General features: G+C 27.4%; 22 protein-coding genes and 1 CRISPR repeat array. Of the genes, 14 read left to right on the top strand and 8 right to left on the bottom strand.

Annotated features, from left to right (window positions below):
• Positions 1 to 296 (top strand): carbamoyl-phosphate synthetase large chain oligomerization (locus ACAG39_10340; GenBank protein ID MEZ0537630.1); only part of this gene is annotated, 296 nt, incomplete at its 5' end.
• A 478-nt stretch (positions 297 to 774) separates the two neighbouring features.
• On the opposite strand, the gene ACAG39_10335 is transcribed toward ACAG39_10340, so the two are convergent.
• Positions 775 to 1,947, bottom strand: coding sequence for a hypothetical protein (locus ACAG39_10335; protein ID MEZ0537629.1), 1,173 nt, complete (start codon positions 1,945 to 1,947; stop codon positions 775 to 777).
• Positions 1,948 to 2,237: 290 nt separating this feature from the next.
• On the opposite strand from ACAG39_10335, the gene cas10 reads away from it, so the two are divergent.
• Genes cas10 through cas6 form a run of 6 tightly spaced genes read left to right on the top strand, consistent with a single transcriptional unit; the run spans position 2,238 to position 9,064 of the window.
• On the top strand, positions 2,238 to 4,712 hold the full coding sequence (cas10, locus tag ACAG39_10330) for a type III-A CRISPR-associated protein Cas10/Csm1 (GenBank protein ID MEZ0537628.1): 2,475 nt from the start codon (positions 2,238 to 2,240) through the stop codon (positions 4,710 to 4,712).
• 6 nt (positions 4,713 to 4,718) lie between these two features.
• Entirely contained in the window at positions 4,719 to 5,399 is a 681-nt protein-coding gene (locus ACAG39_10325; protein ID MEZ0537627.1) for a hypothetical protein, read from the top strand.
• A gap of 18 nt (positions 5,400 to 5,417) precedes the next feature.
• The gene (gene csm3 / locus ACAG39_10320; protein MEZ0537626.1) at positions 5,418 to 6,119 is read left to right on the top strand and encodes a type III-A CRISPR-associated RAMP protein Csm3; all 702 of its coding nucleotides are present in this window, start codon (positions 5,418 to 5,420) and stop codon (positions 6,117 to 6,119) included.
• Positions 6,120 to 6,150: 31 nt separating this feature from the next.
• A complete protein-coding gene (locus ACAG39_10315; GenBank protein MEZ0537625.1) occupies positions 6,151 to 7,059 on the top strand; it encodes a hypothetical protein in 909 nt (302 codons plus the stop codon).
• A gap of 14 nt (positions 7,060 to 7,073) precedes the next feature.
• Complete coding sequence (locus ACAG39_10310; protein MEZ0537624.1) at positions 7,074 to 8,318, top strand: hypothetical protein; 1,245 nt, start codon at positions 7,074 to 7,076, stop codon at positions 8,316 to 8,318.
• Complete coding sequence (gene cas6 / locus ACAG39_10305; protein ID MEZ0537623.1) at positions 8,315 to 9,064, top strand: CRISPR-associated endoribonuclease Cas6; 750 nt, start codon at positions 8,315 to 8,317, stop codon at positions 9,062 to 9,064. Before ACAG39_10310 ends, cas6 begins: the two co-directional genes overlap by 4 nt.
• Positions 9,065 to 9,315: 251 nt before the next feature.
• Positions 9,316 to 10,940: direct repeats of the CRISPR family, unit length 30 nt; unit sequence GTTTTTAGCCTACCTCTAAGGGATTGAAAC.
• A gap of 211 nt (positions 10,941 to 11,151) precedes the next feature.
• Here the strand turns inward: cas6 and ACAG39_10300 are convergent.
• The gene (locus ACAG39_10300; protein ID MEZ0537622.1) at positions 11,152 to 11,310 is read right to left on the bottom strand and encodes a hypothetical protein; all 159 of its coding nucleotides are present in this window, start codon (positions 11,308 to 11,310) and stop codon (positions 11,152 to 11,154) included.
• Positions 11,311 to 11,759: 449 nt separating this feature from the next.
• Between ACAG39_10300 and csx2 the strand changes: the two genes are divergently transcribed.
• The 6 genes from csx2 (at position 11,760) to ACAG39_10270 (ending at position 16,655) form a co-directional block, all read left to right on the top strand.
• Entirely contained in the window at positions 11,760 to 13,022 is a 1,263-nt protein-coding gene (gene csx2 / locus ACAG39_10295; protein MEZ0537621.1) for a TIGR02221 family CRISPR-associated protein, read from the top strand.
• Between the two features lie 631 nt (positions 13,023 to 13,653).
• Complete coding sequence (locus ACAG39_10290) at positions 13,654 to 14,502, top strand: DegV family protein (GenBank protein MEZ0537620.1); 849 nt, start codon at positions 13,654 to 13,656, stop codon at positions 14,500 to 14,502.
• Positions 14,503 to 14,679: 177 nt separating this feature from the next.
• Positions 14,680 to 15,375 carry an RraA family protein gene (locus tag ACAG39_10285; protein MEZ0537619.1) on the top strand — a complete coding sequence of 232 codons (696 nt, stop codon included), beginning with the start codon at positions 14,680 to 14,682 and terminating at the stop codon, positions 15,373 to 15,375.
• Between the two features lie 298 nt (positions 15,376 to 15,673).
• Positions 15,674 to 15,847, top strand: a complete 174-nt coding sequence (gene eutH / locus ACAG39_10280; protein MEZ0537618.1) for an ethanolamine utilization protein EutH — start codon at positions 15,674 to 15,676, stop codon at positions 15,845 to 15,847.
• Between the two features lie 15 nt (positions 15,848 to 15,862).
• Positions 15,863 to 16,045: a nucleotidyltransferase domain-containing protein gene (locus ACAG39_10275; protein ID MEZ0537617.1), complete on the top strand. Its 183-nt coding sequence runs from the start codon at positions 15,863 to 15,865 to the stop codon at positions 16,043 to 16,045.
• 25 nt (positions 16,046 to 16,070) lie between these two features.
• Complete coding sequence (locus ACAG39_10270) at positions 16,071 to 16,655, top strand: aminoglycoside adenylyltransferase domain-containing protein (protein ID MEZ0537616.1); 585 nt, start codon at positions 16,071 to 16,073, stop codon at positions 16,653 to 16,655.
• A gap of 135 nt (positions 16,656 to 16,790) precedes the next feature.
• Here ACAG39_10270 and ACAG39_10265 read toward each other — a convergent pair whose 3' ends face one another.
• From ACAG39_10265 to ACAG39_10240, 6 genes are all read right to left on the bottom strand, one after another.
• Entirely contained in the window at positions 16,791 to 17,630 is an 840-nt protein-coding gene (locus ACAG39_10265; GenBank protein ID MEZ0537615.1) for a carbohydrate ABC transporter permease, read from the bottom strand.
• A gap of 37 nt (positions 17,631 to 17,667) precedes the next feature.
• Positions 17,668 to 18,549 (bottom strand): carbohydrate ABC transporter permease, encoded by an 882-nt coding sequence (locus ACAG39_10260; protein ID MEZ0537614.1) that lies wholly within the window; start codon positions 18,547 to 18,549, stop codon positions 17,668 to 17,670.
• A gap of 84 nt (positions 18,550 to 18,633) precedes the next feature.
• A complete protein-coding gene (locus tag ACAG39_10255) occupies positions 18,634 to 19,947 on the bottom strand; it encodes a sugar ABC transporter substrate-binding protein (GenBank protein ID MEZ0537613.1) in 1,314 nt (437 codons plus the stop codon).
• Positions 19,948 to 20,245: 298 nt separating this feature from the next.
• Entirely contained in the window at positions 20,246 to 21,466 is a 1,221-nt protein-coding gene (locus ACAG39_10250; GenBank protein ID MEZ0537612.1) for an ROK family protein, read from the bottom strand.
• Positions 21,467 to 21,669: 203 nt separating this feature from the next.
• A complete protein-coding gene (locus ACAG39_10245) occupies positions 21,670 to 23,067 on the bottom strand; it encodes a trimethylamine methyltransferase family protein (protein MEZ0537611.1) in 1,398 nt (465 codons plus the stop codon).
• Between the two features lie 137 nt (positions 23,068 to 23,204).
• On the bottom strand, positions 23,205 to 24,503 hold the full coding sequence (locus ACAG39_10240) for an alpha-glucosidase/alpha-galactosidase (GenBank protein MEZ0537610.1): 1,299 nt from the start codon (positions 24,501 to 24,503) through the stop codon (positions 23,205 to 23,207).
• 133 nt (positions 24,504 to 24,636) lie between these two features.
• On the opposite strand from ACAG39_10240, the gene ACAG39_10235 reads away from it, so the two are divergent.
• A complete protein-coding gene (locus ACAG39_10235; GenBank protein ID MEZ0537609.1) occupies positions 24,637 to 25,488 on the top strand; it encodes an AraC family transcriptional regulator in 852 nt (283 codons plus the stop codon).
• Positions 25,489 to 25,598 lie beyond the last annotated feature (110 nt).

Raw genomic sequence — 25,598 nt, 5'->3', positions numbered from 1 at the left:
CAAGGCTATTAGAGGAACAGAAGGCAGAGTTTGATGAACTTGCAAAGAATATTAAGCAAGGGGGAGTGAACAAGATGGGTGAGTTTGTATCAAATGTTGCAAGATTATTAGATGAAACTATGACAAAAGAATTTTCACTTGGCATGCAACAAGGTATGCAACAAGGTATACAACTTGAAAGAATGAAGACAGCTAAAAGGATGATAGAGCTAGGCATTTCATTTGATATAATTTCTAAAGCAACAGAACTCAGTATAGAAGAAATTGAAAAGATTTCAAAAGAAAATATAAATTAATATTCTTGAACAAATATTAAGGGTTGTTTATAAAGTTTTATCTAAACTTTATGAGATTAAGATGTTATTTATCCTCACATTAATGCTTGTCAAAATGTTATCTTAATTACATGAAATTGCATTTCCATAAAAAAATATAAACAAGAAGATACACTTTTTAAACAGATTTAATGGTAAAACATTGTATATAAAAATAACTATACCTATTATAATCGACACAGTTATTGTTTATTGTTGAATCTTTAAATATTAAATTGATTTAAAAGATATTTGAGCAATATTTTAAAGAATAAATAAATTTAGTTAAAAATAATACACAATGCTCATTAGTATAAAGCATATTATAATTATAAAAAGATATATAGATATATTACGTAATAATAATTAAAAAATTTCCCGTCGACCTAAGGTAATGTAAAAACCCTGAAAGTCGACGGGAAATTTTTTGCCTTCAAATACTTTGCAAAACTATAATATTTTATAATTTTTTGTTACTGCTAATAGAAGGATTTATCCAAATTTGGCCATTTATAAAATGCAACTTTCTTACGATAACATTATTAATTTTTCCTACATTAGTATACTTTGAAATATTCCATGTTTCAGTTGAATCACCATATGCGGGGATGCAAATATTTTGTGAGATACCAATAAATTGATTTGTATTTTCTGAATTTAAAGCTGGTTGATTGAATAATGACCAACATAAAAATGAGATTTCAATTGCATCAACTGGATTTGAAGAAAAATTATAAATACTTATTTTTGCTTCTGGTAAACCAATACTATTAGATTTAATTTGAGATTCTACAATGTATATCGGATTATTATTGTTTGCTTTTTGATATAAACTATTTATAAATTTAATCTTATTAATATATTCAGATGTATTATAATATTTTAAATTTTTAATACTATCATCATAAATATATAGATCTTTATCAATACTACCATCAAGATAATATTCACAATCTAAAACATAATATTCTAATAATGTATATTGATTTTCTGTAATTTTTTTAAACATATCATATATATTTGTTTCGGTTAAAAATAAGCTTTCCTTAAGTTTATAATCATATATTACATATCCAATAGTATAATTTACAACATTTATATCATTATTTAATACTTTTAATTTAAATTTTATCTGTTCGGAATATTTCATATTTTCTTTTATCCCATCAATAATACCTAATGTTATATCTACTCTTTTTCCATTTATTTTTACAATATTATCTGCATATAAATCATTTAAAAAAATAAAAGGTTGATTATCAAGATATAATACTGGTATATTTTTCTGATTTAATATACACCAATTTTTCGGTTTAATTGTAACTTTGCTATATTTACTATTCCATTTATTAGCAGGTAGACCTTTTACAATCTTTGAAGGGTTTCTATAAATTATAACGCCATTTTCATTAACGCTTGTATTATAACTATAGTAATCTAAATGTTGAACATTAACCATTAAATTATTATTGATACTATATACAGGAATTTGAATTTTGTCTATATAAACCTTGTAATCTGACAACTTTACACTCAAAAACGTACTTGAAGTTTGTGAGAAAACTGTAGATAAAGTCATTAACATAACTGCAACAATAATTAATGAACTTAAAATTTTAAATAAACGTTTCATGATACCACTCCTTAATTTTTTTATAATTACAATATATATTGTAATTAACAATAAACTATAAACAAATCAAAAAATATGCGAAAATAATAAATTAAATATAAATACATTTATTTAAATTTTTAAGCCAAACATTATTTAATCTGATTTAATAGTAAATATAAAATATAATTGTATTAAATAAATGCTTTAAACTAAAATACAAATAATGTCCAATTTAAATAAAAAATATTGATTTATGTAATATTTTAGATATAAAATAAATACAAATGATATTTCAGGTGGTGATACTATTGAAAAAAAATCAAGATATGATACATATATTAGCAATTAGCGGTTTACTACATGATATTGGAAAGTTTATTAGGAGAAGTGCAGAAAGCCAATTATCACATCAAGATTCCAGTGAGAAGTTTTTAGATGATAATAAAAAATTTCTTAATATTTTAAGTAATGATGAATTTAATCTTGTAAAAAAACTTGTTAAATATCATCATGTTCCATTTGGGGAAATAAATAAATTAACAGATTTAGATAATACCGAAAAAGATATGTTAAGGATATTAATATATTCTGATTGGGATTCAGCATCAGAAAGAGTAGATGGTTCGAAAAATAAATTTACAGCTTCTGCAGAATATAGTCCTATACATAATATATTATCGGTTATTAATTTTGCTTTTGAAGCTGATGAAACAACAAACGAAGATGAACTATCAAAAATGATATCTGAAATACCTATTTTTGAGCCTAATTCAGCATTTGAATATAAAAAACCAGTGGTTGGAATAAATACTGTAACTAATCAAAACAAAAATGCATATATAAAATTTAAAGAAGAATTTGTTGAACTATGTAAAAAGAGTGATAATAAATATGTTTTTATAGTTGGATTAAATTATTTGCTTAAAAAATATACTACTTTTACAACTTCTAGTGGTAAAGAAACAATAAAAGATATATCACTATACCATCATAGTTTTACAACAGCAGCATTTGCTGTTTGTAGATATATTGATTATTTATCAGAAGGAAATATATCAAAGAATAGGGAGATAGGAGCTATTTATGGCCGATTATTTAAAATACAAGAGTATATATTTAATGGAATAAATTCTAAGATTGAAAAACCTATGAGAAGAATACTTACTCGCTCTCAGCTTATCTCAATTCTAAATATGCTTATTCCTTATGATATTATAAAAACCTTAAAATTGTATCCATTTAACATAATATTTTATGGTGGTGGTTCATTCTTAATTTTTCTACCGACAACATATATAGATTCAGCTAAGCAAAGAATAGAAGAAATTAACAAACTAGTAATTAATTATTTTGAGGGAAAAATATATTTTGAAACAGTATATGATACCATTTCTATTTTTTCAAATAATGATATAAACAATCAAGAATACAATATTGGAAATGAATTAAAAAGATTATCTTTAAACCTTGCTAATAAAAAATATCAACGAACGAGAGCTACCATTTATTCATATATAGATTTGGAATATTACAATAGAAATTTTGTAAAATGTGATAATTGCAAAATAAATGCTATTTTCAATGAGGGAAAAATCAAAGATAATTTTATGTGCAATGCTTGTAAACTTGAAAATAAATGGATGGAAATAGATGATATAAGTGATATTTTATTTGATTTTGAGAAACTTTATGTTGATTACATTAAAGATCCATTGCTAATTAAATCTACAGAGCAAGCTAAAATTAGTTTAAACTTTTCAAATGACATTTCACAAAATATTGTAGCTGATACATTTTTACAAGGTAGAAGCATTATTAGACCCAAAGAAGTTTGCAATAATTGTTCTAAATTACATGAATGTAAAGAAAACTATAAGAATAGTGAAAAGGCTGTTATAAGTCTAAACTGCTTAGAAAATTTAAGCCAATACGATAATATTGTTGCTACTGCTAAAATGGATATAGATGATTTAGGATTCATTTTATATAATGTTTATCCATTTACTTTAAAATCAAATAAAGAAGGAAAATATCCATTTTCAGTAAGTAGATTATCATACTCATCTTGGGTTATAAATCTGTTTTTTACTCAGGGTATAAAAGATTTAATTAAAAAGAAATATGGGAATAGTGTAATAATTTTATATAGTGGTGGTGATGATCTGCTTTTAACAGGTGTATGGGATAAAGTAATAGAAGTAATAAAAGATATTGAAATAGAATTTTCTCAACTAATATTAGGGAAAGATAAGGTAATGCAAAATAGAGATGTTACAGTAACATCTTCAATTGTCTTCCATAGATCAAATGAAAACTTTGATAGTGTAATAACAAGTGTTAGCGAAGGGTTAGAAAAAGCCAAGAGTTTAAAAAATAGAGTATTTATATTTGATGAGGTTATAAAATATCCAGAGCTAAGAGATGCTTTAGAGTATTCAAATGTACTATTTGAATATGTACAAAATAAATATTTTAAAAAAGCTGATATATACAAACTATTAAAAATATTAGACTTAAGAAAAGATGGAATATTAAAAAATAATCAATACAAAATTATTAAGGCAGCATCATATTATAACTATTTTATATCACGACACATAGAAAATAATACAAGTTTAAGTGAAAAAACAAAAAAAGAATTAGTTGATTTTTTAGATAACCTTATGATATCTCATTTTTCATTTAATAATAAGGATAGTCAACAATATGAGTTTAACTATAATTCTAAAGGAATAGTTTCTATTAAAATAGCACTTAGAAAATTAATAAAAGTTGAGGAGTGATAATATATGGCAAAAGACAATAAGGAAAAGTTTGAACAACAAAGATACTTAAATAATGCTGGCATAAATAAGAATCAAAATATAAAACAAGAAGTAGATAGATATTCAAAATACAATGAAGAGCCAAAATACAAACAAGATCCATATTACAAAGAATTAGAAGAAATAGTAAAAAAAATATTTAATCATATTAATCAAGAAGGTTTTTATTTTAATGAAAAAGAAAATTTTATATTAGCAGAAAATATGGAACATTTTGCAAAGTATTTGAATTGTGAATTTTTGAATAATCAAAAGAAAAATGGAATAACTTCATCAAGTTTAAGAAATATTTATGATCATTATCTTAGTATAAAAAGAAATTATGATATAAAAATTACAGAAAATTATAATAATTTAGATTATTCTAATAATGTAAATTTAGAAAAAATTAAAAGAGAATCATTCAAAGAAATTAAAACACAGTTAATTTTTGCTAAAGCTAAGGTCAACTATCTAGTTGAGAGAAAAATAAAAGATTTAAGTTCAAATGAAGAAGAAAAAATTGCATTAAAAGAGGTATATGAAACATTACGTAAATTTATATTTGATTCGACAAAAAAGATTTTAGAAGAAGATGAAAATTCATTTATACAATTTGAAGCTTTTTTAAATATATTTGAAACACTTGTTGCATTCATGAAATAAATTATTGGAGGGATTAGTATGGAGGATAATGAAATGATTTTAAAAAAAATAATAGTTTTAAAAACAAAGATGAAACTTAAGAGTGGTTTAAGAATTGGTGGTGCAAAAGATGAAATTAAAATTGGCGATATTGATAATCCAATAATACGAGATCCATTAACTAAGGTGCCTTACATACCAGGTTCATCAATTAAAGGTAAAATGAGATCATCATTAGAGATTGCATTAAAAGGATCAAGTAAACCTTGTAGTTGTGGCATATGCCCTATATGTAAATTATTTGGTGCAGGTATTACAGATGATGATAAAAATAAAGAGTATAAAGAAGTAAGCAGATTAATTGTTCGTGATAGTTTTATGACAGACGCTTCTCAAAAGCTTTTATTAAATTTCATTGGTGATTATATCGAAATTAAGAAAGAAAATATTGTTGATAGGGTAAAAGGGAGTGCTGAACATCCAAGAACACTTGATAGGATTCCAGCAGGAGCTGAATTTGAGTGTGAATTTATTTTAAGGATATACCAAAAAGATATAAATGAAAAGAAAGAAAAACAATATTTAAGTTATATTAACTTAGCACTTGATTTAATAAAATTTACTTATTTAGGCGGTTCAGGCACAAGAGGATATGGTAAAGTTGAATTTACTACATTAGAAGAAGAAGTATATGAGATATTAGATGATGGAGAGTTTGTAAAAATAGAAAAAAAATCATAATAAACATAGTTTATAAAGGAGTAATTTTAAGATGATATATAGAGTAGAGTTTATAATATACTCATCTACATCGAAACTTATTTCTCCTGTTATATATGGATGCTTAATTGATAAGTTATTTGAACTTGTTAATGAGCAAAAAGCTAATGAAATAATTAAAAAAATTATAGCTAATAAGGTATTAATATCAGATGCACAGCCAATGATAGAAAACAAGGGAAAATGGTACAGGTGTTTTTATAAAATTAATATACCTAAACTTGAAGAAACACCAGAAAACATAACATTACGTCAAAAAAGAGATAATCAACGTAAAAGGAAACATGAAACAGGACAATTAAAACTTTTATGCATTAATGAAGAAGGTATAAATGAAACTCTGCCACCGAAAAAAATATACAATAGTATTGAATTTACACGTATTGGTATTCAGGTTGATAGAATAAAGGAAACATCTGAAGAAGGTATTTTATTCTATCATCAAGAATTTAGATTTAATATCCAACAAAGATATGCTATTTATATAAAATTGGAAGATGTATTTTTAAGAGATGTTTTTGAACAATGCTTTAAAGCTATTGAATTAACTGGTTTTGGTCCAGACGCATCAAAAGGTTCTGGAAAAATTAAGTTTATAAAAAATAATGATAGAATATTACAAGAAGATTATGTAATAAATAATATTTTTATAAAAGAAAAAGCAAATAAAAATTATGTTAATATATCTTCAACATTACTTGATTATGAAATAGAGAAAGAATGTAATTTTGTGGAATTTTTTACTTTAAGGTATGACAGTAAATCAAAATTTGGAGCAAAACCACCTTATTTCTATGCTCAAGCGGGTTCTATTGTTAAAGCAAAAGATGGGATAATGAAATTTAGACGGTATAAAAAAGTGTATATTTTTACCTGTGTTTTTCCACTGAATTTGATTTAGGTGGTGATTATAAATTGATACATAAAATTGCATCAACAATTTATAAAGTTAGTTTAGAAACTATAACAGATATCTGTATTTCTGCAAACTATGATAATGTTTTAGAGAGCAAGGATTATGTTATACATGATAATTATTTATATATATTGAATTTTCAATTGCTTGATGAATTAATAATTGCAGAAAAATTAACAACAACAGAAATTGAAAATATAGGTGAGTTATTAGAAAAACGTAAAGACCTTGCTGAAAGATATTTAAAAGATAACAAATTGAAACTTGCAAATAAATATGGAAATAAATTGAGTGTTAATAGATTTTGGAGATATAAAATAATTGAAGGGAATAAAGTTGTTGAAAAATATGCTATTCCTGCTTCAACTATAAAAGGAGTCTTGAAATCAGGTTTTTTGTATTATTTTTTAAATAATGTAGAATACACATATACAAGGGATAAAAAAGGGCATTTAAATCTAAAAGAGCTTGACGCTAATATAACTACATCTTTATATTCAAATAATTATCATGCTAAAAATTATAATGAGTTTTATAAAAACTTAAATAATACCAATATCTTTAAAAATCAATTTAGCATATATGAAGCAAAACAAAAAAACGACAATATTGAATTTGAAAAAAAAGCTGATATTTCAGAAGTATTAAACTCAAGCGATAAAGTATTTTTCAAAAATATTATTTGTTCGGATTTAATATTAAAAAATGGAGATCCTATCATAAAAAAAGTTGATAGGATTAGCAGGAAAAATAATAAATATGGGCCTTCACAATATTACGAACTTATTCAAACAGGTAGCAATTTTATAGGAAATATAAAATTTTTAAATCATATGCCTCATGACTCTATATCAAAAAAATTATGGTTAACTCTTATAAGTATTTTTTATAATGATTTTAAACAATCGGAAATAGGATTAGTTGATATTTGTATTGAAGGACTAAGAAAATATAGTAAACTTCTCATTGAAACAGAAATGAAATATTTTTCAGAAAAATTAATAAAATTAAATCAAAAATCAAATTTTAATTTTTATAGTAAACTCTTAGATATGCATAAAAAAGGAGATATTATTATTAAAATTGGTAAAAGTGGTATTATGGCTAAAAGTTTTATGGTTTTTGATTCAAAAAACATAAAGCTAAAGGATAATTTTGCACCATACACCATAAATATAGATGATTGCAATAAAGCACCTATTGGTTGGGTTAGACTCAAAATCGAGGAGCTAAAAGATAAATGAGATATAAACTTAAGTTTCTTATTGAAAATGATATTGAGATGGATATTAATTACAACTTATCTTTAGCAGAAGCAATAAAAAATCTTGTAAGTCCTAAATATATTGAATTTATTGATAATGGGGCATTTGCACTAAATGGTAGGATATATAAACCTTGGACTTTTTCAAGGCTTTTACCTGATAAATATTTGATTAATAATAGTAAACTAATAATAAATAATGGCTATATTGAATTAATATTATCAAGTATAGATGAGAATTTTTTATTTAGTTTTTTAGAAGGCATATTACGAAAAAAAGGATTAAGTATACAAAATTGCTTTTTGCCTCTAAACTCAATTTCAGTAATAAACAATAAGGTTAGGAATATTCTTTTATGTAAGAGTATTTCGCCATTAATTGTTAGGGATTATGAAATTATGAACATCAAAGAAATTGATATTATAAACGAAGTAACCAAAAGCATAAAAACTAATCTAATATCAAAAACAAAGGTTTTTAAAAAAATAAATGTTAATGCTGAGCAAATTAATATTGATATATTGGAACAAGAGAAAATTAAAAAGAAATTTATTAAAATAAAAACAGAAAAGTACTTAGGATTTGATCTTAAATTGAAAATTGAGGCACCAGAAGAGGTCAATATTATTGCATATAATTGCGGAATAGGAATAAAAAATGCACTTGGATTTGGATGTATAGAACATTTAAAAATATCTGATGAAAAAATAGTTTATAGAATATGATAATTAAAAATATATAAATGTGCATAAATAGTATAATAATACACAAATTTATGTATTATTATAGTTAATTAATAATATAACTTCCTGTCGACCTAAGATAGCGTAAAAACCCCTGGAGGTCGACAGGAAAATTTTTTTGCCATCAAATACTTGACAAGACTATAATAAGTGATAAAATTTAATTATTACAGGATTATTACAAAATGAGCGATGTATATATATGCTATAGAATTATCAAGCCTTCCACGTGGGTTTTTAGCCTACCTCTAAGGGATTGAAACAACAATCCTAATAAAGATGGTGAAATATTAAATGATGTGTTTTTAGCCTACCTCTAAGGGATTGAAACACTTACTGAGCCATGTCGAATATTAGATAGATGTGAAGTTTTTAGCCTACCTCTAAGGGATTGAAACCTTGGGCGTAATATTGATTTGTGGTCTTATGCCATGGTTTTTAGCCTACCTCTAAGGGATTGAAACCAGCAGAAGCCGAAGGAGACGTTCGAGAAACAACAATCGTTTTTAGCCTACCTCTAAGGGATTGAAACTGGTAAAGGCGGTGGAGTAGATGACAAGAGTTGAAAAGTTTTTAGCCTACCTCTAAGGGATTGAAACAGGATTTCCTCCACGTCTTTTTTGCTGGCTATTATCAGTTTTTAGCCTACCTCTAAGGGATTGAAACTAGAACAGGCAACGGGAATCATCATCACAGAGTTTTGGTTTTTAGCCTACCTCTAAGGGATTGAAACTATTGTACAGGACAAAGTTCCCGAGGAAGTAAAACAGTTTTTAGCCTACCTCTAAGGGATTGAAACAAGGGCAGTTGCCAGCAACACCAGACAATGCAGTTGGTTTTTAGCCTACCTCTAAGGGATTGAAACACTGAACCGAACAATTTCGCCATCATTTCAGCATTGCGTTTTTAGCCTACCTCTAAGGGATTGAAACATAAATAAAATATCAATGTGATGGTGATGAATATGGGTTTTTAGCCTACCTCTAAGGGATTGAAACTACTGTAATCCAACAACTAAAGAAGTTTGGTATGAAGTTTTTAGCCTACCTCTAAGGGATTGAAACCGTGTTATTGCAGTTACATCCACCTCTATCAACATTGGTTTTTAGCCTACCTCTAAGGGATTGAAACACCAAAATCTCGTATGCAGTTGTAGCTGTTGGAACGTTTTTAGCCTACCTCTAAGGGATTGAAACAATAATAAAGGGAGGTGTTTTAAAAATGAAAACTTTGTTTTTAGCCTACCTCTAAGGGATTGAAACTAGTAACATTTTTATTACAAAATTTTTTCATATCATCTGTTTTTAGCCTACCTCTAAGGGATTGAAACAATAATAAAGGGAGGTGTTTTAAAAATGAAAACTTTGTTTTTAGCCTACCTCTAAGGGATTGAAACGTTCCATTGTTTAAAATTCCTCCTAAACAGGCTGTCGGTTTTTAGCCTACCTCTAAGGGATTGAAACTAAAATTTTCATAATATAACCTCCTCTATTCGCTGGGTTTTTAGCCTACCTCTAAGGGATTGAAACACATAATGAAATATAACTCTCTAAATTATCTATCGTTTTTAGCCTACCTCTAAGGGATTGAAACCCTGTTTCAACCCTGTTTGCTATTGCACGTATAACAGGTTTTTAGCCTACCTCTAAGGGATTGAAACAAAAATTCTATACTTCTTTGAGCCTTTTCATTTTCTCGTTTTTAGCCTACCTCTAAGGGATTGAAACAGTTTCTGAAACAATTCTTGTTTCTTTTCAGGAATGTTTTTAGCCTACCTATAAGGGATTGAAACGGATATGCAAGTACTTCTTGAATAAGTTTTTCTCTGTTTTTAGCCTACCTATAAGGGATTGAAACAACAAACAAAGTTAAAATTCAATTTTAGGTTCTCAAGTATTTTGCTTTTTTATAGTTAGGGAAAAATAAAAAAGGCATCAATTTCGAGATGCCCTTTAATAAAACATATTTCACAATATATATCAATAAACAAATGCTTTGAAAAATGGCTATATATAAAAAATATTTTTTGAATTTATAAATTTTATCTTTAGTATATAAATGCATAACATTTAGTTGGAAGTTTGGTTATTGTTGCTATTAAGAGTACTTTGCCATATTTGAGTTAAGGCAACAAGAGTAAATATGCCAACTGCTGCTATTAAACTTGCTGGTGATGCATTTGCTACTCTATTTAGAGCTATACTTGCTGTTTGTGCAGGAAACTTCATAATCTCGCCTCCTCAAAAAATTTTCAGCAAAGTATAATAATGAAAGTTGCAATTAAGAAATTTAAAGAAATTTATACAAATAAATATATAAAAGGACACTATAAAGTGATAATCTCTCAATTTTTTAGATATTTATCTTATATATCTTAATAAAAATTAGTGCTTTACAACTTGAAGTATTCCATTTATTATCTTGTTTACAATTAAAAAAGCCATAACAGAAATTGCAAATCCTCCAACTACTCTTACAATATTGTTTGGCAATTTAAATCCTCCTCTCTTACTATAGTTTTTTGTTTATTATAATTTCATAACTTACATTTATATTTTAAATTCAAGAATAATATTATTACTCCAAATTTCATGTGAAAATCATCATAAAAAGAGGAAGTTAATAAAAATTGTAGAATAATGTATTTAATAGACAAATTTTAGTTGGAGGTAATATTATGGCTAAAAAGTTTTTGAGCTTTTTAGGTGCAAATAACTATAATGAATGTATATATAATTGTCCAAATGAAAAACAGTCATCAAAATTTATTCAAGAAGCATTAATTAAGGATTTATGCAAAGATTGGACTCAAAAAGACAAAGCAATAATATTTTTAACCAAAAAAGCAAGAAATTACAACTGGGAAAATCATGCAGAAAGAGGAGAAGGTTTAGCAAAAAAACTTAATAAATTAAAAGATACATATAAACTACAAATTATTGATAAGGACATACCAGATGGACAAAATGTAGATGAAATATGGGATATTTTCAGAATAATGATTGATAGTTTGAATGATGATGATGAGGTTATATTTGATATTACACATAGCTTTAGATCAATTCCGATGTTAGCTTTAGTAGTTCTAAATTATGCAAAAGTAATCAAGAATATTAAAATAATAGGAATATATTATGGTGCTTTCGATGCAAAAGATGAAAACAATATTGCACCAGTATTTAATTTGAATGAATTTGATAGATTGCTTGAATGGGCATACTCAATAAACTCATTTATTAAATTTGGTAACAGTAAGCAAATATTAGAGCTTGTAAAAGAAGCACAGAAAACAGATGAAAGGTATAGAGGAGATATTTATAGATTTGTAACTAGACTAAATGATTTTACTAGTAATATTTTAACATGTAGAGGAATGCAAAATGAAGAGATTAAAAAATCAGTTAGTGCAGCATACAAAAAAGTAAAAGAAAGTATTGAAATTGTAAAAACAAAGAATATTGTTCCACCTATTATTCCATTAGTAGAATTAGTAGAGAATAGAACTATGTCTTTTGACTGTAATGATAATTTAGAAACAGGTATTGCCTTTATAGAATGGTGCATAGATAACAATTTAGTACAACAGGGCTATACCGCCTTAGATGAAACTATAAAAACTTACATTTGTAATAAATTCAATTTGGATCAAAAAAATAAAACGCATAGGGAAAATATTGCTGCAATGGCCATAAATGTATACCAAAAAAGTGAAGATAAATGGTATGTAAATGATGAGTATAAGGATATTGTAAAGAAGATTATTAAAGAAACGCCTAAAGAGTTGTTTGAAATAGCTGATAGTGTTAGAAATGCACGCAATGATATAAACCACTTTGGATTTAAAAGTGATATTAACAGTATAAAGAGTTATGAAACATTAGAAAGAGATTTAAAATCATTATATGACAGATTTAAAAAAATATTGAAAAATAAATTTTGATATGTAGTTTGTAAATGTTATAATAATAAACCTGAAGTAAAAATTATGAAGGATATAATTTCGCATATTTTTTGAATTTCAATAAATAAAGCAGTGGCTTAAAATATATTTACTAACTTATTTCAGAAAGGAATGACCTAAAGCAACTTGCATTATTATTTATAATAACAAAGAAATAGAATATGCCTTTGGTGATGAAACTGACTATTTATCTATTATTTGCATGATAGGCAAAGTAAAAGATTTTGTGGATTACCTAATTGATGTTACAAATCAAGAAAGAAAAAGAACTGTAAGTAATAGCGAGTTACAACAAATAGCTGAGTTGTATTTAAAAAAAATTGGTGTTGAAATTAAAATTAAATAACAAGGGCTGCTGAAAAGCAGTCCTTGTTTTTATATAAAAGAATTCAAAATGGTATTACTTATATTAAAAAAAAATAAAAGATTAAAATATAAAAAACTAATAAAAAAGTTATCAATGAAATTATTCCATATTTTATGGGAAATAAAATGATAGTTTTTTTAAAACATCAACTAAAAAGTGCTATATCCCTGTGTTTTTTTATATATATTTGGGGTATAAATAAATAGAGAAAAGTACATATTTTTTGTTTTCAGGAGGATAATAATGGAGAAAATTGCCTTGCTTACAGATAGTGCTTGTGATTTACCAAAAGAGATAATTGAAAAATATGATATCAATGTTGTACCACTAAGAATAATTTATAACGATAGAGAATACAGAGATAACATTGATATATCAAGCGAAGAAGTGTATAAAAACCTACCTAATGAAATACCAAAAACATCAATGCCTTCACCACATGATGTGGAACAAAAATTTAATCAACTAAAAATAGAAGGCTATACCCATTGTATAGCAATAACTGTTTCATCAGGTTTAAGTGGGACATATCAAATGATGAACTTAGTTGCAAGTCAAGTTTCGGATATTGTAATTAAGGTTATAGATTCAAAAATCATTTCGCTTGGGCTTGGATTTTTGGTAATGGAAGCAGCAAAAATGATACAAAACAATGTTTCGTTTGAAAAGATAATTGATAAAGTGGAAGAATTAAAATCAAAAGTGAAAGGCTATTTTATCATTGACACACTTGAATACTTAAAAAAGGGTGGTAGAATTGATAAATTTGCTGCAGTTCTTGGAACAATATTAAACCTAAAGCCCATAGTTACTTTAGATGAAGAAGGCAAATATCACATGTATGCTAAAATTAGGGGTAGACAACAAGGTATACAAAAGATGTTAGATATTCTAAAAGAGGCCTGTTTAAGTTACAGAAAAATAAATGTAGGTATACCATATGCTGTTGTAATAGACGAAGCCAAAAAGTTTGCAGAACAAGTGAAAAAATTTAGTAATATTAATGATATAATCATATCTTCAATAAGCCCAGCATTAGGAGTTCATGGAGGACCAGGCCTATTAGGACTTGTCTTCTACCCAGCAGAATAAATACTAAAAAAGTTATCCACAAAAAAGACCAAATGTGGATAACTTTTTTATTTATTTTTTGATATAATATAAAATATATAACCATTAAGTGCAAAATAAATTTACATTAATGGTTTATTTATTAGTAAAACCGTGTTTATTATTTAATAATACTAATGATTAAAGGAGGATTTTATTATGTTTGATCAAAAAGAAAATCTTGAACTAATTGATTTATTTAGCAAGTTAAGGGTTGCTGATGTAAGAGATGGCTTAGACTATCTCGGTTTACATCATTATTGTAGTATACCATATACAATTAAACCCTTATTTAGAACAAAAGCAGTAGGAATTGCAAAGACAGTTAGATATGTTCCTTATAACGGAGAAATTCCAAAGCTTACACCCGAGGAATATGCTAAATGGAGTGGCTATTACTACAATAATATTTGTTCTTATCCATGGATGAAAGATATACAAAAAGGTGACTTTATTGTTATTGACCAGAGTGGTGTTGATGCAGGCCTCATGGGTTCAAACAATTCATTAGATGGTTTTGCAAAAGGTGCTGTTGGTTATATTACAAATGGTGGTCCAAGGGATACAGATGAGCTAATACTTCAAGGTATTCCATTTTGGCATAAGTTTATTTCACAAAAAACAGTTATGGGAAGATTAAAATTTGATAATATGAATATTCCTGTAAATATAGAAGGTGTAACTGTAAATCCTGGAGATGTTATTGTAGCAGATGGAGATGGGGTTGTTGTAGTTCCACGTGAGAAAGCACTTGATGTATTTAAATATGCAAAATTTGAATTGGATGCTGATAAAGAATCAAGAAGAAAATTATATGACCTTCTTGGACGTGAATACGACAATACAGTAATATAAAAATACATATAAAGTTTATAAAAATAGAGGGTGTCTCGAAAGATAATTGAACACCCTCTTATGTTTTACATATTGTCGGTATTTAGTATTTATCTGTAAAGCACTAAATATAAAAGAATAATATGTTTTTGGACAGCCTCATTTTCTTTATTCAAAAAATTCTTTAATTTATTGTAGATAACAATTATTTTATTTTTATTTAACAATTTATGTCAATATCAATAGTAATTAATATAATAAGATTTATTTAAAAATATTAAGAATTAAGATTAATATAAATTCTATTGATATTGATAAAATGGATTATAAATCAAAGATAATAAATGAAGCTTTATGTATTAACTTAGCATCTGTAGTTGGACCTCAGCTGGCCTTTTTAAGATTAGTAGATCCACCGTTAATAAGCATATTTATAATAAATAAATTTATTAGTGGAGTAATTTCATGTATTATAATATTAAAGTTTTTATGAAAGGTTGTGACGATGTTGTTCCCAACACCTTATGAAGATATAAACCATCTTCTAAACTCATTATTATCAAGAATTCAAAACATTTTTGGAACTAAGTTTTTGGGGTTTTACCTATATGGCTCATTAGTTTGGGGAGATTTTGATAAAGATATAAGCGATATTGATTTATTAGCTGTTTTTATCTTCAGATGTAAATGATTACGAACTCGAAAAACTTAAGCTTATGCATAATCAATTTGTACATGAATATAAAGAATGGGATGATAGAATTGAAGTTCAATATTTTTCAAAGCAAGGATTGAGAGATTTCAAGGTAAAATCAAGCAAAATGGCTGTAATTAGCCCAGGAGAACCATTACATTTTGTAAGTGCAGGTGATGAATGGCTTTTAAATTGGTATTTTGTACAAGATTATGGGATAACATTATATGGGCCTAAACCGTCTACATTTATTGAAACAATATCAAAAGAAGAGTTTATAGAAGCAGTCAAGAAACATGCTTTAGAATGGGAAGAATATGTAATAAACACAAAATCCTCACGCCCATATCAAGCTTATGCTATACTTACAATGTGTAGAGCACTTTACACACTTACATTTTTCGAACAAACTTCAAAAATAAAAGCAGCCAATTGGGCAAAGAACAAATTACCAGAATATGCTTACTTGATTGAAAAAGCAATAGAATGGAGAATTGATTGCAGAAACAAAAATATTAATCATGAAGAAACCTATCCTAAAACTGTTGAATTTGTAAATTATGCAATAGAGTTGATAAGAAAGAATACTGATTGTAAAAAGATATAGTAAAAATAAAAATTGAGGACCAATATTTACATTTAACAATAATTATTCTATATATTAAAAAGTAAAAAAAAAAGAAAAATAATAAAAAGGGGCTTTAGCAATAATTTTAAAATATGTAATAAGCCCCTGTTAGTTTTATGCTTTTATTCCAGTTAGGGCAATACTTTCAATAATATATTTTTGCCCAAAAAGATATACAATTAAAATAGGTATTATTGCTGTTGTAGCAGCAGCCATCAAAAGAGTCCAGTCAGTAATATATATGCCTTTGAACTGTGCCAACAATAATGGAACAGTGTATTTTTCTGGAGTATTAAGATAGATTAAAGGTGCTAAAAAGTTATTCCACGATGCCATAAATGTAAATATACCTAAAGTTGCTAATGAAGGCATTATTAAAGGCAAAATGATTCTTGTATAAATTATAAAATGATTTGCTCCATCGATAATTGCAGCTTCATCTAAATCATTAGGTAGAGACATTATAAACTGTCTTAGCAAAAAGACACCAAAAGCACTAAACAATACCCATGGAACAGTAAGAGGTAGATGAGTATCTATCCAACCTAAATACTTAAATAGAATAAATTGAGGAATCATTGTAACTTGGCCTGGAATCATCATAGTTGCAATAAAAGCCATAAATATTATACTTTTTCCTTTAAAATTTATTTTTGCTAAGGCATATGCTGCCATAGAACAAGTTATAATCTGTCCAAGAACAGCAATTATAGCAATTTTGAAGCTGTTAATATATGCATTAGTAAAAGGTAGAGCATTCCATGAATCAATGTAATTGTGCCATTGAGGTTCTTCAGGTATTATTTTAGGAGGTATAGAAAAAACTTGATCTAAAGTTTTGAGAGAAGTTGAAATCATCCATAAAAATGGGAAAATCATACTAGCACTGACAAGCATTAAAACAAAATGAATTAAGGTTTTGCTTAATATGGTTTTTTTTCTTTGACTTTGCATTCGCTATATCACCTCTATAATATTTATTAGCTTAAAACTATCTATCATAGAAAACCCATTTATTAGAAAACTTGAATTGTAGTATAGTGATTATCATAATAATCAAAAACATCATCATAGAAACTGAAGTAGCAATACCCATTTGGAAATCCTTAAATCCAGATTGATAAATATAGAATACTAAACTATAGCTTGCTTTTGCAGGTCCACCGTTAGTCATAATAAATATTTGATCAAATACTTGAAATCCATTTATCAATGACATAATCATTACAAAGAAAGTAGTTGGTGAAATTAGTGGGACTGTTACATTAAAGAATTTTTGAATTGCATTTGCACCATCAATGGTAGCTGCTTCGTAATATACATGGGGTATACTTTGCAGCCCTGCTAAAAAAATAGTAATATTATAGCCAAGTCCCCACCATATTGACATAATTGATATTGATAACATTACAATATTAGGATCTGTTAACCATTGTGGACCATTTATTCCTATTGATTTAAGAACAGTATTTATAACTCCAAAATCACCATTAAACAGCCACATCCATACCAAACTAATTGCAACAGAATTAGTAATTGTAGGCATAAAAAATATAGCTCTATAAATCATTTTACCTGCAACATTATTAAGTAAAACTGCAAAAATTAAGGCTAAGAATAAGCCAATGGGTACTGTATAAATTATATATATTACTGTATTTTTCAATGCTAAGAAAAAGTCACTACCGCTTTGGAATATAAATTTGAAATTATTTAATTTGGTAAATTTTGGGGTAGATACTATATCCCATTCAAAAAAACTAAGAACAAGAGCAGCTAATGTTGGAATTAATGAAAAAACTAAAAAACCAATCATTTGTGGTGCTATGAAAAAGTAACCCCACAAATTATCCTTTACTTTCTTATTTGCCAAATTAAACGCCTCCCGACCAAATATTTGAGGATAATAAATTCTTAGCAGAGGATATAATTATCCTCTGCTAAGATTCTAATATTCTTATTTCAGACTTTTCTTATAAGTATCAGTAACATATTTAGCTATTTTATTTAGTTGTACAACAGGATCTGCTTGTAATACCCATATTTTTTCTAAATCTTGCAATACTTGTGTTTGAACTGATACTTCACCAGGATACATATCTACAGGGAATCCATTTTCACGGCCTTTTAAGAATATTTCAGCAAATGCAGGAACTTTATCTTCAGTAACAATCTTATCAATTCCTCTAATTGAAGGAACAGCATTTCCTTGCCCTTGTAATCTGAAATATTGACCGTCTTTATTATTAAATGCTGCTATAAATCTCCATGTAGCTTCTTTATTTTTAGCTGAAGATGACATGCTCATCCAAGCTTGTGCTATATATGTTTTAGCATCTTTATTACCGTATTTAGTTGGATAAGGAACAACATCCCATTCAAATGATTTAACCTTTTTGAAGTTTGGAACTTGCCATCTACCCCAAGCACCAAAAGCAAGTCTACCAGTAAGGAACATTGCATCTGAACCTTGACCTTGTGGTAAAGAACCACCGTAAACAAAAGCTTTATCCTTAATACCCTTTACAAGGAATTTAACTGCCTCTACATTATCAGGATTGTTTATTTTATATGTTTTTGTTGCATAGTCTGTTAATATTGGTTCTGAACCATCTTTTTTAGCAGCAGCAAACCAAGGTAATACTGGTCCGAACCAACCACTATCTAATACAAAACCATAATAACCTTTAGCCTTAGCTGCTTTTGCTATTTTATAGAAATTGTCCCATGTCCATTGTCCTTTATCATATAAAGCTTTTGGTGATTCAAAGCCTAATTTTTTAATTATTGTATTGTTATAGTATATTGCCATTGGATTGCAATCTACTGGAATACCATATGTTTTTCCATCTTTTTCAGCAACTCTGAAGAGTACTGAGTTAAAATCTTCTTTCTTTAAGTTAACTTTACCTGTTCCAAAATACTTATCTAATACTTCTAATTTACCACTATGAATAGCTTTTCTAATATCTGTATCACCAATATAAAAAGCATCTGGAGCTGTATTACTTGCAAGCTGTGTTAATAGCTTTGGACCATAATCACTACTAACTGTGATATACTTTAGCTCAATGTCAGGATTTTTTTTCATAAAATCTTGATTAAACTTAACAAATCTTTCTCTTTCACCAGGATTTGCCCAGTTCATCCATGTAACTGTTACTTTCTTAGCTGCCATTACAGGCTTATTAGGTACAAATACTGATGTAAATGTACTTAAAGCAAAAACAACAACTAAAAATTTAACTAAGAATTTCTTGAAACCATTCATAAAAAATACCTCCCATATATTATAGTAATATTTTTATAAATAAAATTTAGTAATTATATTACTAAATTTTATCCCAAAGTATTATATAGTATAGATATTTAAATCAACCGAATGACATAAAATTATAAAAAATAAATAATATATATAACAAAAACATCGTTTGCATATATAAATATATTATAAATAATAACAACAATTGTCTATATGTTATTTTGCTATTTATTTTTCCAAAAATGGTATGAATAATGTTTCAAAATAAAGGTTAGATTTCATAAAATATTAATAAAAATTTAGTGTTCTAAATTGTTTTATGTTTTTGTTCATAAAAAATCGGAATATCAAATAAATTACGAACTGCTAAAATAGATGCACCTATAACCCAAGCATCATCATTTAGTTGAGATGTCAAAATTGTAACCTTACTATCACATCTTTTAAAAAAATTGTTTGAAACAGTATCTTTAATTACAGGAAGCAAGAAATCTTTTGCTATCATACCTTCTCCTGCTAATATTATGGTAGAAAGATTTAACAAATTAATTGCACTAATAATGCCTAATCCTAAATTTTGAGCAGAAGCTTTAAGTGCATGTATTGCTAAATAATCTCCTAATAAAGCATATTGGTACACATCGTCAATGTTTAATTCAGTATTTATGTCAATAATGCTATCTGAATAAAACTTAATATGTTCGCGTATATAATCGGAAATAAAACTTTCGGAAGAATAAGCCTCTAAACAACCGTGGTTTCCACATTCACATTTTCTTCCGTTGGCATATAAAATTATATGTCCTAATTCACCTGCTCCTCCAAAATCACCATTATATATTCTTTTATTAATAACAATACCAGAACCAATACCAGCTCCATAAGTAATGACAAGAAAGTTATTAAATTCCTTTCCATAACCAAACCAAAGCTCTGTTTGAGTAAAAGCCTTTACGTCATTCTCCACATAGACAGGGATGCCAAATTTATTTTCTATTGTTAATTTAAAATCTACCTGTTCCCAATTTAATAATCCTGAAAAAATCAATTTTCCTTTATTTGAATCAACAATACCAGAAACAGAAATGCCAATACCTAATAACTTTTTATCACTTGATAAACTATTTATGATATTATCAATTTCATGAATTATAAGATCAACAACTAAATCACTTGAACTACCTTTTTTAAAAGGAATTCTTTTCATACTAATAATATTCGGTTTAAGATTTGTTAATGCAATTTCGAAAAGATTATTTTTAATTCTAATTCCAATAGTATAACCATAATCATAGTTGAACTGCAATAATATTGGTTTACGGCCACCAGTTGAATCTGCTTCACCAACTTCAAATACCAAATTTTGATTTATTAGCTCATCTATTATATATGTTACTGTTGACAGGCCTAAACCAAGATTTTGAGCTATTTTTTTTCTATTAATTTTTTCATTGGTTCTTATTTCGTTGATAACTAAGGCTCTATTTATATCTTTTATTAATTCTTTATTACCTTTTCTTAACCTCAAAATAAATCACCTAAAAAAATACTAACATATTTCATTCAATGAATCAAGTATAATAATAAAATAATTAATAAGTAAAACAAAATAAAATAATTAAAACTTATAAATAATAAAGCATATTAAAATAAAAGATAAACTATTCAACAAAGTGAATAATGTATTCACATTAAATAATACACAAAAGATTCAAATGAAATATTTATTATCTACTTAACAATTTCTTCCTTAGCACATTTAACAATGTAATTTAGTTCTTCAAATTTAGATTGATCTATTACAGGTTGCATGTTTTTATAATCTTTTGTCTTTTCTTCAACAAATTTATGGGCTTTTTCAAGAAGTTCTTCTTTATTACCAGAAGCCCATGAATCAAAACTATCCCTATTGAACAATTTTGAAGGCCAATAACTATCTCTCATATAAAGTGCTGTATGTTCTTCTGAAATATAATTTCCTGCTATACCTACATTTTCAATTATTTCAGTTGCTATTGTTTCCTCATTTACTTCAAAGCCCAGTACTATATAGTTATATGCATCTAACCATTCATTATCAATTACTAACTGTTCGAAACTAAATCCTTGATCAGCTCCAACAATGCCTTGAGCCCCAATACCGATACAACCAGCAAGACAGCTAAATATAGCTGTGGATGCCTTTTCAAAACCGCATTGAAAATCTGGCATAAGAGCATCAGAAAGGCCAGAATTACTCATTGCAGTTAAACCATAAAATTTAGCCATTTGTGCTGCTGCAATACCGAAAAATGCTTGGTTTGGAGAACCGAAAGAACAGATCATTGTTCTTAGATCCATAGAATGATTAAATGCACCATATCCACCAAAATTATTTGTTAAGGCATAGATTAAAAATAAACTAGCTAAAATTTCAGCATTTTGTAATGTTATTGTTCCAGCAACTGTAATAGGACCTGTTGCACCACCTATAACCATAGGCCCTAACCCAAGAGGTTTACCTTGTTTTACAAATAAAAGAGCCATTTCAAGACTTTCTTTTCTAAATTGTAGAGGGCTTACAGTTTCAAGGAAGTAGCCTATACCTTTTCCCATTACCTCTGACATTTCTATTATGTATTTAGCTGAAGTTGGAGTTAATATATATGTCCCACCATCTTTTTTTGAGTAACTATAAATCATCTGATATGATATTATATCTGTCATTCCAAACGGGACATCTGAAGGGATTGTAACAGCACTATAACTTGGGATGTTATCAAGATGCTCAACTAATGCAATACCTTTTAGAACATCATCAAGAAGTCCATATCTTCTGGTTTTTGTCATATAATCAACAACAAAAACTTGAGTCGAAATGTTTCCATATATCTTATTTAGTTTATTGTCTTCTTTATAGTTTAGGTTAGCTGTCCTTATTTTATCTAATATATCTTCCATGATATAAGAGGGAACTTTAACTATCTTATTATCAAAGTCAACAACTGCACCATGCTCTTTACAAATTTTAAGACATTCATCATTTGGAACTTTAAAGCCAACCCTTTCAAGAACCTTTAATGTGCCATTATGTATCTTATTTATTTCTTCTTGCGTTAAAACCTCTACATGTGATTTAATACCTTTCATTAAACATTTCCTCCTGCAAAATGTATTATTTAATTAATTTAATTAAATAATACAACAAATAAATAACAAAATAAAGATTTAAAAAAATTTTATTGGAAGTTCTTGAGGATGTGTTTTAACATCCTCAAGAAATAATATTATTTAAACTTAGGCAACCAATCTCCATGAGCTTCAATTAAGTCATCACAAAGCGATTTTATCTCATCGATAGTTAATTCTGATGATGTATGTGGGTCAAGAAGTGCTGCATAATAAATATATTCTTTTTTAAGAGTTAATGCAGCCTCTATTGTCAAAAGTTGAACATTTATATTTGTCATATTCAAAGCAGCTAATTGTGTAGGTAGCTCGCCCACATAACATGGTGTTACACCACTTGCATCAACAAGGCATGGAACCTCAACGCACGCCTCTTTTGGAAGGTTTGTGATAAGGCCATTATTTAAAACATTGCCACCAATCTTATAAGGCTTGTTTGTTTCCATTGCTTCCATTATGTAAGAAGCATATTCATGGGTTCTTTCATGAGTAAGATCTTTATTGTTTACAAGCTCATCACGCATCTTTTTCCAACCTTCAATTTGATTTACGCATCTTCTTGGATATTCATCCAGAGGGATATTATATTTTTCTATCAATTCTGGGTATTTACTTTTTATAAAATAAGGCATATATTCTGCATTATGTTCGCTCGACTCAGTAACATAGTAGCCAAAAGTATGCATTATTTCATGTCTTACTTTATCCCATTCAGGATATCCTTGTTCTTTTGACCTTCTTTTTATTTCAGGGTACAAATCGACGCCATCTTTAGTAATTTCAAGTAGCCATGCCATGTGATTTATACCGGCAATCTTCCATTGAACCTTCTCATCATATTCCATTCCAACACTTTTTAAAAGAGTTTCAGCACATACTTGTACACTGTGACAAAGACCCACTGTTTTGACGCCAGTTGCTCTGAGCATGGCACCTGTGAGTATTGCCATTGGATTTGTATAATTTAAAAACCAAGCATCAGGGCAAACCTCTTCAATATCTCTAGCAAAATCTAAAAGAACAGGTATAGTTCGAAGTGCTCTAAATATTCCTCCAATTCCAAGAGTATCACCAATTGTTTGTCTTAAACCATATTTTTTTGGGACTTCAAAATCAATTACAGTACAAGGTTCATATCCACCTACTTGTATTGCATTAACAACATAATCAGCACCTTCTAAAGCCTTTTTCCTATCAGTATAAGCGACAATCTTTGCATGACCTCCATTGTTTTTATTAATATTATTTAACATCATTTCAGATTCCTTTAATCTTTGAAGGTCAATATCATATAACGCTATATGAGAATCTCTTAATGCTGGTGTTAACATACAATCTCCTAATACATTCTTAGCAAAAACAGTGCTTCCAGCACCCATAAATGCAATCTTTGGCATTTTGATTCCTCCTTTTATTCTTATGTTAATTTCATTTTAATAAATTAATTACCTTAGTAAATGGAGCCATGCTATTAAAATATGGTATAATGTTAGATATATCTTATATTAATTAATGCTGCAGGAGTTTATAATGTATGATTTTGTCCCAATTAAAAAGATAGAATTAACTGATGTCATTATGTGTGAATGTGGTTATGAAGAATGTCTACCAGGACATTCATTTGGTCCTGGTGTTAAGGATTATTATATTATTCATTACATATTAGATGGTAAGGGGATATTTCATTTAAAGGATAAAAGCTATAATCTAACAAAAGGGCAAGGCTTTCTTATATGCCCTAATACAATTACATATTACAAAGCAGATATGGTAAATCCCTGGTATTATACTTGGGTTGGTTTTAATGGAATAAAAGCAGAGTGGCTATTAAGACAAGCCAATTTAACAATGGAAAATCCAGTGTTCACATATACAAAAGATGATTTTGTAGCAAACTGCTTTTTACAAATGATAACGACAAAGAATCTTGAGAAATCAAGAGAATTAAGACTTTTAGGGTTTCTTTATGAATTTCTATCACAATTGATAGAGGGAAATAACAATAATTTACCAACTAATAAAGAGAACAGTAAAGAGATATATGTAAGAAAAGTGGTTGAATATATTGAGTTTAATTATTCTAAGAAAATCAGTGTTGAAGGAATATCAAAATATGTTGGGCTAAATAGAAGCTATCTGTGTTCACTTTTCAAAGAGTATCTAAATGTTAGTCTTCAGGAATATATAATAAGATTTAGAATAAATAAGGCTTGCGAATTAATGCCTAATAATCTTCTTTCAATTGGTGACATATCAAGATCGGTAGGTTATGACGATCCATTGCATTTTTCAAAAATCTTCAAAAAGATAAAAGGAGTGTCTCCTAAAGAATACCGGAAAAATATAACTCAACATATACATTTGAAAAACATTTTTAAATAGATAAAATATTTATTTGCCTAAATATAATTTTTATTCTTTACAATTAATTATATATGTCACTTGATAAATAATAAAAAATAACTTGATTTTAACTTGCCAATATTTTATAA

Source organism: Caldicellulosiruptoraceae bacterium PP1 (genome assembly GCA_041320695.1).
Taxonomy (GTDB): Bacteria; Bacillota; Thermoanaerobacteria; order Caldicellulosiruptorales; family Caldicellulosiruptoraceae; genus JBGGOQ01.
The sequence above is the reverse complement of the archived record's forward strand: the minus strand, read 5'-3'. Positions and strand labels throughout refer to the sequence as shown.